The sequence below is a fragment of the Pseudomonas sp. H1_D04 genome (assembly GCF_054683855.1).
Map to the genome: position 1 here is coordinate 4,178,831 of NZ_CP162826.1, position 12,637 is coordinate 4,191,467.

13 protein-coding genes are annotated in these 12,637 nt (G+C 61.2%); 7 read left to right on the top strand and 6 right to left on the bottom strand.

Going from position 1 to position 12,637, the window contains the following annotated elements; translation table 11 throughout:
* The first annotated feature begins 87 nt into the window (after nucleotides 1-87).
* Nucleotides 88-2,145 carry a methyl-accepting chemotaxis protein gene (locus AB4N82_RS19370; protein WP_032885884.1) on the top strand — a complete coding sequence of 686 codons (2,058 nt, stop codon included), beginning with the start codon at nucleotides 88-90 and terminating at the stop codon, nucleotides 2,143-2,145.
* Between the two features lie 3 nt (nucleotides 2,146-2,148).
* Here the strand turns inward: AB4N82_RS19370 and AB4N82_RS19375 are convergent, their stop codons facing one another.
* The gene (locus AB4N82_RS19375; RefSeq protein ID WP_095185534.1) at nucleotides 2,149-3,270 is read right to left on the bottom strand and encodes a lactonase family protein; all 1,122 of its coding nucleotides are present in this window, start codon (nucleotides 3,268-3,270) and stop codon (nucleotides 2,149-2,151) included.
* A 214-nt stretch (nucleotides 3,271-3,484) separates the two neighbouring features.
* Here AB4N82_RS19375 and AB4N82_RS19380 point away from each other — a divergent pair, with 214 nt between their 5' ends.
* Together AB4N82_RS19380 and AB4N82_RS19385 are read left to right on the top strand one after the other, a co-directional pair.
* Complete coding sequence (locus AB4N82_RS19380; protein WP_032885881.1) at nucleotides 3,485-3,943, top strand: REP-associated tyrosine transposase; 459 nt, start codon at nucleotides 3,485-3,487, stop codon at nucleotides 3,941-3,943.
* Between the two features lie 750 nt (nucleotides 3,944-4,693).
* Nucleotides 4,694-6,430, top strand: coding sequence for an OPT family oligopeptide transporter (locus AB4N82_RS19385; RefSeq protein ID WP_095185536.1), 1,737 nt, complete (start codon nucleotides 4,694-4,696; stop codon nucleotides 6,428-6,430).
* 27 nt (nucleotides 6,431-6,457) lie between these two features.
* On the opposite strand, the gene AB4N82_RS19390 is transcribed toward AB4N82_RS19385, so the two are convergent.
* From AB4N82_RS19390 to AB4N82_RS19400, 3 genes are all read right to left on the bottom strand, one after another.
* Nucleotides 6,458-7,084 (bottom strand): glutathione S-transferase family protein, encoded by a 627-nt coding sequence (locus tag AB4N82_RS19390; protein WP_032885879.1) that lies wholly within the window; start codon nucleotides 7,082-7,084, stop codon nucleotides 6,458-6,460.
* Nucleotides 7,085-7,173: 89 nt separating this feature from the next.
* Entirely contained in the window at nucleotides 7,174-8,418 is a 1,245-nt protein-coding gene (locus AB4N82_RS19395) for a hypothetical protein (RefSeq protein ID WP_095185537.1), read from the bottom strand.
* A gap of 61 nt (nucleotides 8,419-8,479) precedes the next feature.
* Nucleotides 8,480-8,833, bottom strand: coding sequence for a hypothetical protein (locus AB4N82_RS19400; protein WP_032885876.1), 354 nt, complete (start codon nucleotides 8,831-8,833; stop codon nucleotides 8,480-8,482).
* A 110-nt stretch (nucleotides 8,834-8,943) separates the two neighbouring features.
* Between AB4N82_RS19400 and AB4N82_RS19405 the strand changes: the two genes are divergently transcribed.
* Nucleotides 8,944-9,303, top strand: coding sequence for a hypothetical protein (locus tag AB4N82_RS19405; protein WP_143521261.1), 360 nt, complete (start codon nucleotides 8,944-8,946; stop codon nucleotides 9,301-9,303).
* Nucleotides 9,304-9,309: 6 nt separating this feature from the next.
* Nucleotides 9,310-9,618, top strand: a complete 309-nt coding sequence (locus tag AB4N82_RS19410; protein WP_122764649.1) for a hypothetical protein — start codon at nucleotides 9,310-9,312, stop codon at nucleotides 9,616-9,618.
* Here AB4N82_RS19410 and AB4N82_RS19415 read toward each other — a convergent pair.
* Both AB4N82_RS19415 and AB4N82_RS19420 read right to left on the bottom strand, forming a co-directional pair.
* The gene (locus AB4N82_RS19415; protein WP_032885870.1) at nucleotides 9,606-9,971 is read right to left on the bottom strand and encodes a cupin domain-containing protein; all 366 of its coding nucleotides are present in this window, start codon (nucleotides 9,969-9,971) and stop codon (nucleotides 9,606-9,608) included. The genes AB4N82_RS19410 and AB4N82_RS19415 overlap by 13 nt on opposite strands.
* A 91-nt stretch (nucleotides 9,972-10,062) precedes the next feature.
* Nucleotides 10,063-10,671: a LysE family translocator gene (locus tag AB4N82_RS19420; RefSeq protein WP_122764650.1), complete on the bottom strand. Its 609-nt coding sequence runs from the start codon at nucleotides 10,669-10,671 to the stop codon at nucleotides 10,063-10,065.
* Nucleotides 10,672-10,783: 112 nt separating this feature from the next.
* Here AB4N82_RS19420 and AB4N82_RS19425 point away from each other — a divergent pair, with 112 nt between their 5' ends.
* Together AB4N82_RS19425 and AB4N82_RS19430 are read left to right on the top strand one after the other, a co-directional pair.
* Nucleotides 10,784-11,641 carry a LysR family transcriptional regulator gene (locus tag AB4N82_RS19425; RefSeq protein WP_122764651.1) on the top strand — a complete coding sequence of 286 codons (858 nt, stop codon included), beginning with the start codon at nucleotides 10,784-10,786 and terminating at the stop codon, nucleotides 11,639-11,641.
* Nucleotides 11,642-11,715: 74 nt separating this feature from the next.
* Complete coding sequence (locus AB4N82_RS19430) at nucleotides 11,716-12,444, top strand: hypothetical protein (RefSeq protein ID WP_032885867.1); 729 nt, start codon at nucleotides 11,716-11,718, stop codon at nucleotides 12,442-12,444.
* Nucleotides 12,445-12,637 lie beyond the last annotated feature (193 nt).

Sequence of the window (12,637 nt, forward strand, 5' to 3'; positions counted from 1 at the left end):
TAATCAATGACATGGCACTTTGCCGTTAGTCATTTCACGGCTTGGCCCACCGTGCACCACGTGGGTTGTTTGAGGGAGTAGTCGGACATGCACAGCTTGTTATCACCCGGTATCCGCCTGCTCGGACGTATGGGGTTTGCGCGCAAATTCCAAGTGTTGTTTTTCCTGTTCATGCTGCCCCTGGCTGGGAGCCTCTGGATGATCGGCCAGGACTATCGCGATAAATTAGGCGTGATTTCCACCGAGCAGTCCGGCGTGCGCCAACTGTTGGCCCTGGATGCACTGGACGGTCAATTGACGGCTCAGCGCAACCTGGCTGCGCGTTGGAAAGCGGCGGACATCCTGCACGCGCCGACGCCGGCGGCGAAGGCGGCGATGGACAAGGTCGATACGAATTTCCCGCTGATCCAGCAAAGCCTGCAAGCCTTGGGCGATGAGCTCAAAGCGCAGAACGCCAGCGCCGACATCCTCGCGCGCTACGAGGCGTTGCAGGCCACCGTCAAAGGCATGGACTCCGCTTCGCTGCGCACCGTGGGTTGGTGGCCGGATGGCTACGACCGTTTCACCTCGGCGCTGAGCGCGATGCAAACCCTGCGCGAACAGATCACCCTGGACGCCGGGCTGATCCTCGATCCCTGGCTGGAAACCTACATGCTCATGCAGATGGGCACACAGCAGACGCCAGACTTGATCGAGCGTATCGGTCGTATGGCGGGCGTCGGGCAGTCGTCCATTGCTTCGGGGCAGTTCACCTTGCAAAGCCGTTTGCAGATGCGCGACCTGCGCAGCCGCATTGGCGACGCGCGCGACCAGTTGGCCAAGGCGGCGGCTGCGCTCAAGGCCAAGCAATTCGACGGCATGGAGCCCTGGACGGCGCAGTACGACAACAGCCTGCAACTGTTGGATAACGAGCTTAAAGTGCTCGACGACGGCGTGTTCGGCGGCACCATCAAGCTCGATACCGCCGGTTTCGAGCGCAGTGTCGACGCCATGCTCGGTTCGCTCAGCGCTCTGCGCGTGCAGTCGCTGACCTCCCTGGACGAGCGCTTGAGCTACTACCACCGCAACGCGAACGAACGCTTCATTCCTCTGGCGATGACCTTCGGCGTGCTGGCCCTGGCCGCGCTGTACCTGTTCATGTGCCTGCAAGCCTCCATACAGCGCAGCGCAAGAGGCATCACCACCCTGGCCGAATCCTTGCGCGACGGTAACCTGTGCGTCGAAGTGGCGGTGGAAGGGCGGGACGAGCTGGCACTGATCAGCACCGCGCTGAACGTGGCGGTGGTGCAATTGCGCACCAGCCTGCTGGGGGTCAACCACGAAACCCAGCAGCTCGGCTCAGCGGTCCTCACCCTCAATTCGCAATCGGGCAGTACCCTCAGCGAAGTCGAAGACCAGCAGCATCAAATCAGCCAGATCGCCGCCGCCGCTACGCAGTTGGCCGCGACGTCCATGGGCGTCGCCAGAAGCTGTGAACAAGCGTCGGGCAGTGCCCAGCAAACACGACGCATCGCCGAAGACAGCAGCCGCGACAGCCAACGCACCACGGCCAGCATCCAGCAACTCAACCAACGCCTTACCGATACGGCTGATGCTTTGCAGCAAGTCAGTCAGCAGGGGCAGCAGATTCAGTCGGTGGTCGACACGATTCGCGGCATCGCCGAGCAGACCAACCTGCTCGCACTCAACGCGGCCATCGAAGCGGCCCGCGCCGGCGAGCAGGGCAGGGGCTTTGCGGTGGTGGCCGATGAAGTGCGCAGTCTGTCCCAACGCACCCAGGCCTCCACGGCGCAGATCGCCGGCACCGTCGACAGCCTGCGCGCGACCGTGAGCCAGGCCGTTACGCTGATGGGCGCCGCGTGCGAGCAAGCATTGACCGATGCCGAGTCCGTCACCGGCCTGGGCACGCGCTTGGGCGAGATTGCCGGCGCGGTGCAGAACGTCACCGACACCCTGGCGCAGATCGCCACAGCGGTGGAGGAGCAAGCGGCGACGGCGGACGAAGTGAGCGGCAACATCCAGCAAGTCGATCAGGCGGCAGGACGTTTGCTGGATGGCGCGCGAGCGGTCAACCGGGCGGCGGACACCTTGAGCAAGGGCAGCCAGGCGTTGAGTGACAACACCGCGCGGTTTCGTTTGAGCTGAGTGCTATTTGGCTGCGGTGCGCAGGACTTCAATCCACAGCGCACCTTTGCCTGAAGCCGCCTCACCCACGCGCTTCAACGCACCTGCGCCGCTGACCGCGTAGGTACCGACCTTGTCGCTTTTCTCGCCGGTCACCAGCAACCATTGGCCATTGGGAGAGAAGGCGATATTGCGCGGTTGTTTCTCTTCGACCGGGTAGTTGTCGAGAAACGTCAGGCCACCCGTAGCCGCATCCACCGCAAACGCCGACACCGAGCTGCTGGTGCGCTCGCTCATCAGCAGTAGGGTGCCATCTGGGGACAAACGCAGGTCGGCGGCCCAGATGCGTGGCGTCGGGTCGTCCTTCAAATCATTGTTGCGCGCGTCCCGCACTTCGCCGTGGGCCAGTTTCAAACGCGCGGGAATGCCGTTGGCTACGCCGATCTGCGTCAGCGCGCCGGTGCTGTCGTCAATGGAAAATGCAGTGACGGTGCCGCTCATTTCGCCGACCACATACAGGTATTTACCGTTGGCTGAAAACGCCAAGTGCCGAGGCCCGGTGTTAGCCGGCACGCTCACGTAGCCGGTGCCGATCGGCGTGAGTGCGCCGGTGTTTGCCTCGAAGCGATATTGCAGCACGTGGTCGTTGCCCAAGTTGCCGGCGTAGGCAAAGCGATTGCTGGGGTCGGTGCGCAGGGAGTGCGCGTGGGGGCCGGTCTTGTAGGTGAGGATCGGCTCGGGCTTATCGACGGGCTGCACACTGAGGGTGTCGGCCCCGTAAGAGGCCGCGAGCAGATAACGTCCGGCGCGGTCGGTGGCCAGGTAGGCCATGCTTTCTGCCAGCGGGGCCTTGGAGCGTGGCGTCAACCGCCCGCTGGCTGGATCAATACTGAAGCTCTGCACTTGAAACGGCTTGACCCGCAGCGCGGCATACAAGGTTTTACCGTCGGGGCTCAGGGCCATGGGGTTGACCTGATCACCGGCTGTTACCTGGTCAACCAGGCTCAACGCGCCGTTGCTCTCGTCCAGCCGGTACTGGGAAATCAGGCCATCGCCGGGGCTGGAAATGTACGCGAAGGTCGCAGCGTTGGCGTGTGCGCTGAGTCCGCAGGCAATGGCGGCGGCCATGAGGAGGGGTTTATTCACGAGTGAGCCTTTATTGTTATGTTTGTGATCAGTCATCGTATGACTGTATTTCTGTCTCCGCAATAGTTGGTTTTTGGGCTCACTTGGTTGTGTCTCTTGCGACGCACCGGTATGCCTGACCCACAGGGTTACATGTGGTCAACAAGTGACAGTGGCTCGTCCCCTGCGGCGCGCTAGCGTTAAGGCTCTTCAGGCATTTCACGTAGAGCAGCGGATGCGCCCCACACCTCAATCACACCGTCTGCGTCACGGCCGTTACTCGGAACACGGTCGCAGCTACCTCATCACTGCCGTGGTTCATCAGCGCCAGCGCTTATTCACTGACCTTTACCTGGGGCGCCTGCTGGTTGCCGAATTCCGGCAGGCTCATGAACTGGGACTGGTCGATTCACTGGCCTGGGTCGTCATGCCTGACCACATTCACTGGTTGTTTGAGTTGAAGCAAAAGGCGTTGGCAGACGTGGTGCGACGTATTAAGTCGCGCAGTACGCTGGTCATTAACCAGCGTCGTCAAAGTAAAGAGCGTGTTTGGCAACCCGGCTATCACGATAGGGCGGTGCGTGCGGACGATGATCTTCGCAAGATGGCGCGTTACATCATTGCCAACCCTTTACGAGCTGGCCTGGTGGAGCGGGTGGGGGATTATTCGTTGTGGGATGCGGCGTGGCTATGAATAAGAGGGGCGAACTCCTGTGTTTGGCAGACTTCCCTGGGGAGCAGGTTTTTGTGGTGGGCAGGCTTCTCTGGTGAGCAGGTTTCTGTAGTGAGCAGGCTTCTTATTGAGTGGTTTTTGTAGTGAGCAGGCTTCTTACGGTGAGCAGTGGCTTTTGTGGTGAGCGGGCTTGCCCCGCGCTGGGCTGCGAAGCAGCCCCAAAACCTGCCGGCGCGATCTACCTGACGAAACGCGGTGTTCTTGATGGGGCCGCTTCGCAGCCCAGCGCGGGGCAAGCCCGCTCACCACAAAAAGCTTTCTTGCCACCCACAAGCAGGCTGATCACAAAAAGCTCACTTGCCACCTAAGAACAGGCGAACTCCTGTGTTTGGCAGGCTTCTCTGATGAGCAGGCTTCTTACGGTGAGCAGTGGCTTTTGTGGTGAGCGGGCTTGCCCCGCGCTGGGCTGCGAAGCAGCCCTAAAACCTGCCAGCGCGATCTACCTGACGAAACGCGGTGTTCTTGATGGGGCCGCTTCGCAGCCCAGCGCGGGGCAAGCCCGCTCACTACAAAAAGCTTAGTTGCCACCTACAGCAGGCTGACCACAAAAAGCTTATGTGCCACCTACACGCAGGCTGACCAAAAAAAGCCCGCACATCACAAGAGCGGACGTGCTTTGCGCTGCTGTTCCTTCTTGCCGATTCAGGAACCTTCAGGGCCCACAGGGCTCACTTGTTAGGTCGCCCTGTTTCATTGCCGAAAGGAATCCGCATGCTGTCAGCCTCGCCAGCCATTCCCCAGTACGCCCCCGTCGAACGCGAACTCAGCCTGCGTGCCGTCGTCACCGGCACCGTGCTCGGTATTTTGCTCACACCATCCAATGTGTACGCCGGCTTGAAGATCGGCTGGTCGTTCAACATGTCGATCATCGCCCTGCTGGTGGGTTATGCGATCTGGCAAGGCTTGGCTAAGCGTTCCACCGAGCAACTGCCGTGGACCTTGCATGAGAGCAATATCAACCAGACCGTCGCCTCGGCCGCCGCTTCGATCATCTCTGGCGGTTTGGTGGCGCCGATTCCGGCCTACACCTTGTTGACCGGCAACCAGTTAGACGCGTTGCCGATGATCGCCTGGGTGTTCTCGGTGAGTTTCCTGGGCATTTGGATCGCCTGGTACCTGCGCCCCTCGTTGCTCAATGACAAGGCGCTGAAGTTCCCCGAAGGCATGGCCACCCTGGAAACCCTGCTGCACATCTACAACCACGGACGCGAAGCCGCGACACGTTTGAAGGTGCTGCTCAGCGCCGCGTTGCTGTCCGGATTGGTGAAGTGGGTGGACACCTTCATGTGGGCCTTTCCGCGCTGGTCGCCGACAGCCCCGTTGGAGCGTCTGACCTTTACCGCCGATCCTTCGCTGTTGCTGCTGGGGTTCGGCGGCATTATCGGTATTCGCGTCGGCCTGACTCTGCTGCTCGGCGCCTTGATTGCGTGGGGTGGCCTGGGCCCGTGGCTGCTGGCACAAAACCTGGTGACGTTGCCGGCAGACAGCAGCGGCCCGCAATTCGCTGCATTGGTGGAATGGTTGCTGTGGCCCGGTGTGAGCCTGATGGTGTGTTCCACCTTGGCCTCGCTGACGATTCGTTTGTGGGCGTTGCGCTCCTCCACTAAAGCTGACGGCGGCAAGATGTGGAGTGTGCCCAAGCCCGGGCCGGCCGCTGGTTTTATCCTGTCGATAGGCTTAGTAGTCAGTCTGCAAGCGCTGTTGTTCGGCATCAATCTGTGGATGGCATTGCTGACCATTCCCCTGGCGATCTGCCTCGCGGCCGTCGCCGCCCGCGTGGTGGGTGCCACCGGTATTCCGCCGATTGGCGCCATCGGGCAATTGTCCCAACTGAGCTTCGGCATCGTTGCTCCCGGCCAGGTGCCGATCAACCTGATGAGCGCCAACACCGCTGGCGGCTCGGCGGGGCAATGTACGGACTTGATGAACGATTTCAAGGTGGGCAAAGCGATTGGTGCTACGCCGCACAAACAAGTGATCGCGCAGATCCTGGGGATTTTCATCGGCAGCATCGTTGGCGTGTTTGCGTACCTGGCGCTGATTCCGGATCCGCAGTCCATGCTGCTTACCGAAGAGTGGCCGGCGCCCGCGGTGGCGACGTGGAAAGCCGTGGCGCAAACCCTGACCCATGGGCTGGATTCATTGTCGACGAGCATCCGCTGGGCGATTGCCATTGGCGGCGGTGCAGGCGTGTTGTTGGGCGTGCTCGACAGCCTGTTGCCGGCCCATCGTTCCCGCTACTTGCCGAGTGCCGCCGCGCTGGGGTTGGCTTTTGTCCTGCCGGCTTCGGTGTCGTTGATGATGGCGATGGGCGCGGTGCTGACCTGGTTGGTGAGCTGCCGTTGGCCAAGTATCACTGAGCGCTTTGCGATTACCGCAGCGGCGGGGTTGATTGCCGGGGAGAGCATTACCGGGGTGGGCGCATCGTTGTGGCAGATGGTGGGCTAGTCGCACACCCACCGTGCCCGGGTTTACTTAGTTGGCAAATGCATACTCGCCGCCCTGTTCCAGCGCCTGGCGATACGCCGGCCGCGCCTGAAACCGCTGCACCCACGCTGACAAGTGCGGGTACGCCTGCAACTTGCCCTGGGCCTTGGCGATTTCGCCGATGAAACTCATCTGGATGTCTGCACCGCTCAGCTCATCACCCAGCAGATACGGCGCGTGCCCCAGCGCATCGTTCAGATAGCCCAAATAGTTGGCGACCTCGGATTCGATGCGTGGATGCAACGGTGCACCGGCATCCCCCAGGCGTCCCACGTAGAGGTTAAGCATCAGCGGCAACATGGCCGAACCTTCGGCGAAATGCAGCCATTGCACGTATTTATCGTAGTCGGCCGAGGCGGGATCGGGTTGCAGGCGGCCGTCGCCATGGCGGCGGATCAGGTAGTCGACGATGGCGCCGGATTCGATCACCACATTGGCACCGTCTTCAATCACCGGGGACTTGCCCAGGGCGTTGATTGCCTTGAGTTCAGGCGGTGCGAGGTTGGTCTTTGGGTCGCGCTGGTAACGCTTGATTTCGTAGGGCAGGCCGAGCTCTTCCAGCAGCCACAGGATGCGCTGCGAGCGTGAGTTGTTGAGGTGGTGAACAATGATCATGGGAACTCCACGGGGCAGGGGGTGTGCATCAACAGACCGCTGGGCTGGCGCAGAGTGCCCCAGATCCCAGCGTCCTGGCGTTGGGCTGATCAGCGCACGACATCCAGCGCGGTGTATTGATTCACGTAGTGGAACTGGCTCGACGTCGACTCCAGCGTCAGCGCCACGCCCAAGTCCTCGATAAACGCACGCGAGGTCTTGTAGTCGCCCTGGTCGCACTCAAGCTTGATGGCGTCGCCGGTCAAGGAGGCAAACACCTGGCGCGCCGGGAAGCGCTCACCCACCTTGCAGATCAATGAGGTGTCGGTGGGGGTGTCGGTGGGCTTGGCGGGGACGTTCAGCATCTGCATGTCTGCGCGCAAGATCTGGCCAGGGGCCCAACTGCTCGGCACTTTCAACTCGACTGCGAGGGTTTGCAGCACTCGCCCATCGCCGACGCCGTTCATCTTCGACTTCAACTGGATCAAGTCGGCGAGCACCAGGCGATCGACGTTGAAGGCGTTGCCGTACACCTCATTCTTCTTCAGCAAGCCGCCGTCGGCGGTGAAGGTGACCGAAGTCGGGCTGTCCTGGCTGCCGTCGCCTTTCTTGGACAGGTAGGAGTAGCTCAACCTCTTGAACTTCGGCTGCAACAGCGGCGAATCAAGGCGTTGGAGCACGCTGGCAGGTACGTCGACATCGTTGATGCTGGTTTCTACCACGGTACGCGGGTAGTCAACCGGTGCAATGTCCGGCCGCAGCCAGGCCAGCAGCGCAGCATCGACGCCGCCCTGTACCGAGCAACTGACGCGTGTTTGCTCGCCATCGGGTTCGACGATCAGCACGCGCTCAACGTTGCGTGTGCCCGGTGCCTTGCCCGGTTGCGGTTTGATCGCCTGCCAGCGGTCGCCGACCTTGAGTTCACTGCGAATATAAGACCCGTCGATTTTTTGCAGCCGCGCGGGCACGTCCAGCAGTGGTGCCAGGTGCTGGGCTACCTCGTCCACACCGCCTTGCACGACAAAACCCCAGTAATAGTAGCGTCCCAACTGATCGAGGTCGGCGGCCTCGTCGGCGTACGACAACAGCTTCAGGCCTGCGATGGGCGGCGCGCTGACGGGCACCTGATTGGCTTGGCGGTCGGCACGGTTTTTAACGGCGATCCAAGTGAAGTCCTTGTCCTGCTTGAGCGGCGCATAGGCCTGCCACGCGGCGCGGTGCGTGTTCAGGCTGCTGAAGAAGGTTGCGTCGCAGCGCGTGAAGGCCTTGAGCGTCTCGGTCAATGCGGCGTCGTCGGCGTGGGCGATGGCGGGCAGCAACAGGGCAGAAGCGAGAAGCAGGGCGGGCGACTTCATTGAGCGGGATTTCCGTATCGGGGCGGGAGGAGGGCATTATCCAGAGATTACGAGGCAGCCACTAGCGTTGCAGGCGCACACGCCAATCGCCACCGTGCTGGCGCTGGCATTCCTCTTCAGAGTCAAAACGCACACAGCGGTCAACCTGTACGGGCGCTACCTCGGCGTCATCCAGCGCCGCAGCGGTCAATTCACGCATGCGCTGGTCGACACCGGTCGCAAGGGCGTGGTCCTTGTTTGCGCGCGTATCGAACACCCAGATCACCCGCAGGCTTTGGGGAAAGGCTGTGTAATCGACAGTGTGGGTCAACCATTCGAAGCCGGGGATTTCGGCTTTGGCGGTTTCGCAGGCGTCGGTCAGGGTGGCGACGAGTCGGCGCTCAATGCGGGCGCTGTCGCGTTTGGTCGGTGGCATAAGGGCTCCGGGGGCGCAGGAAAAACAAACAACGGCGCGACAATGGCAGAACCCCGGGCCCTTTTCCACGTCCAACCTCGCGACATTCACGCCTGAAGGATATGGAATCCGTGACCAAAGCTTTTGCCGCACTTGCCTTTCTCCTCCTCGGCGCTTGCACGCAGTACCGCTACATCCACCCTGAAACCCCACAGGGCCAGCAGTGCGTGGCCGAACTGGATGCCAACGTCAACGCCTGCGAACAGCGCGCAAAAGACAGCGCCGAGGGCCAGCGCGTGTTGGATGAGGCGCAAAGAAACAGCTACCAAACGTGCACTCATCAATTTTCGTCGAGCGCCTCGAACCCCGATCCGTGCTCCGGTTTGAAGCCGAGCGGCGTGGTGTCAGTGCAGAGCAACACCTGTCGTGAAGGCTATACCGACAAGTTCATCGCCTGCGGCGGACGGCTGGAAGAGATCAAGGACAAATAACCCGCAATGGACCAAAAAACCCAACTGATCCTACTCGCAGAGCAGGCCACCGAGGACCTGTTCCGCTTGAGTCGTTTTGTCGCCCATACCGAGTTTCTGTGGCAGGACATCACCCTGGTCACCGACGCTGACGCTTGGCAACGCCAGTGGTTTGAGCTGGAAATCGTCAACGGCCTGGCGCTATCTGAGTGGGAAGAAGACGGCCGACCGAATGATTGGTCGGCGCGCTGGCGTGAAGGCTATCAGCAGGAGGCGGTTGAGTTGGTGAATGAGCTACTGGGGTTGCTGGGGGCGGCGACGTTTCAGATCCACTGATCATTCTCGGCAGTGCGCTCACCCCCTTCATGCCCGGTGTTCAGGATGCCGCGTGGTTCGATCATCATCAGCTTGGCTTCGCCGTCGGCGGCCGTCCTGTGTTCGACGCCACGCGGCACCACGTACAGCTCGCCCGGAGCCACATACACCGGGCCATCCGGGAGGTCGATACGCAAAGTGCCTTCAAGCACCAGAAAGGCCTCATCGGTTTCCGGATGCGAGTGCCAGATGAATTCGCCTTCGATCCGCACGACCTTGAACTGGTAGTCGTTCATTTGCGCGACCACTCGCGGGCTCCACAGTTGATCGATGAGCGAGGCTTTTTGGGTGAGATTTACCGGGTGCTGGGCCATGGTGGATCCTCGGGTGGGGTGAGAGATCCAAGGCTACTCACGTTGCGGGTCAGTGGGCTTGTACGATCCTGCAAGGGCAACCATGAAGCTGTCAGGCACGAATGGGGAGCGCCAAGCCAAACAGCACAAAAAAACCACCACAGACTTTATTGAACCGGCGCCCGGTCCTCGCCAACCAAGGCCTGACCCGGTGCGCCGCGCTGGCGACCAGATACTCAACCACAAACTCCACCCCGGCGTAGGTCAGTGCGATGGCAGCCGTCTGGGCGATCAGGCTCTTGTGCGGATCCAGGAACGGTGGGATAAACGCGGTAAACAGCAGCAACGCCTTGGGATTTGAAAGGGCCGATACCAGGCCTTGGCGCAACAGTGACCAACCGCTGAAGCCAGCCGTATCGGCAGTCTCAAGCGTCATCGGCGCAGCCCGCCACAGTCCGAAGCCCAGCCAGATCAGGTACAGCCCCCCGGCCACCTTCAGCACGTTGAACCACGCGGACGACGCCTGAATCAGTGCGCCCAGGCCCAGCGCGCAAAACGAAAGCACCACCGCAAAACCGAGCACTCCGCCGGTGATGGTGAACAGCGTTTTGCGGCGCCCGTGAATGGCACCATGGGTCAGCACCAATAACGCATTGGGCCCCGGCACGACTGCGATACCGCAGCAGGTAAACACATAGAGCAACCAGGTCTCGAATGGCATGTTCAAATCCCGCAGTGGTGATTCAGGCGAATCATCATTAGGGCTGGGCGACTATCCTGAAAAGCGCATAATTCACATCGTAGTCATTCGATTAACGCATAGAGGTAGCCCCATGCTCGCCAGCGATCTGCAGATTGATTGGCTCAAGTGCTTCGTGGCGGTGGTGGATGCTGGTTCGCTGTCGGGCGCAGCGCACGAGGTGAACCGATCCCAGTCCGCCGTCAGTATGCAGATGAAAAAGCTTGAAGCCGCGCTTGGACGGCAACTGCTGAACCGTGGTCCGCGCCACCTGCAACTGACCGCTGATGGCCAGACGCTGCTGGGCTATGCCCGCCGCCTGCTCGCCCTGCATGCTGAAACCCAGGCGGCTTTTCATGGGGAAGCATTGACCGGTCGCATCCGCCTGGGCGTCGCCGAGGACTACGCGGCCAAGTACCTCACGCCGCTGCTCAAGCGCTTTGCACCGCGCTACGCAGGCGTGGACATAGAGCTGACCTGTGAACAGTCGACCACCTTGATCCCGCGTGTGCGAAGCGGCGATCTTGACCTTGCACTGGTGTCCAGGGACTCGCCGCAAAGCGGCACGTTTCTGTTCAAGGAACCCATGGTGTGGGTGGGCTCACCGCAGTTCGAACTGTGGCGTCGAGAGCCGGTGCCCATCGCTGTTTACGAAAGTGAAAGCCTGGCTCGGCGTTATGCGGTGGACTCACTGACCCGACAGGGCCGCCAATTCAAAGTGGTCTACAACAGCTCAAGCCTCGCTGGCCAAGTGGCCGCCGTCGAAGGTGGACTGGCAATTGCCGCGATCACTCAGTGCAGCGTGCCGGCATCGCTGCAGGTCTTGGGCAGTGAGCAGGGGTTGGGGAACATTGCGCCGATGGAGGTTTCGATCTTGCGCAGCCGAGCTTCTCGCGGGTCCAACGCCGTCAATGGTCTTCACGCGTTCATCATCAGTGCGCTGAGAGGCTAGGCGGGTCATTGAGCTAAAGGTTGCTCCAGCACCGTCGATAACCTTGAGGAACCCGCCAATCATGGACCGATTAAATGGCTCTCTCCGTCAGCTCCGCCTATCCCTCGCCGGCCAACGTCACCCTTGCGCCTTCCAACCAGACGCTTACGCCCCAGCCGCTGACGGATGTCGCCAAGGAAGCCCTGGCAAACGCCGCGCCAGCCGCCATCTACCATCCCAGTGAAGACACCAGCACCACGTCGAAACCACTGGAGGTCGTCGACGTCTGGGTGGGTCGCTCTGAATCGCCGGAGTACCCTCGGTTCGCCGAAATCTTCAAAGGTGCGCACAACACGTTGAAAGCCTCTTTCCAGGCCTTCCAGTCAACTCTGTCGACTACCGCGCCCGACCTTGCCAGCAAAAAATACGGCTTCACCGTCGACGCTGACGGCAGTCTGAAAGTGCTCAATACCGCCGGCCAGCTCAACAGCTCGGACACCCAGCGGCTCACGGATCTGCTCAACAAATCCCTGGGTCTCAAAACCGCAGCCGTCGCCTACCGAGATGCTGCCATCGACATGACGGACGCCAGCTCGCCCTGGTCCGGCAGCGTCATGGGTTACTACAGCCTGACCCAGGAAAACTTCGCCAGCTCCCTTGATCTGGCGCCGCTGTTCAAAGACACGCATAGCATGGTCCCAGCAGAGTTCAGGGATGCGAAGTTTTTGACGCAGTTGGCCTATAAGGGTGAGCGGGCGACTCAGGAGACGGAAGCGGCGATGTATGAGCGGCGTGCGGCGCAGCGGTTCAGTGCGCAGGCGTGAGTCGCTTGGGGTTTTTTTGGTGAGGGGCTTTCTGTGGTGAGCGAACTTTGTGTGTTGAGTAGGCTTTCTGTGGTGAGCGGGCTTGCCCCGCGCTGGGCTGCGAAGCAGCCCTAAAACCAGGCACTGCGGTTTTTCTGAGAAGTTGGGGTGGCCTTATTGGGGCCGCTTCGCAGCCCAGCGCGGGGCAAGCCCG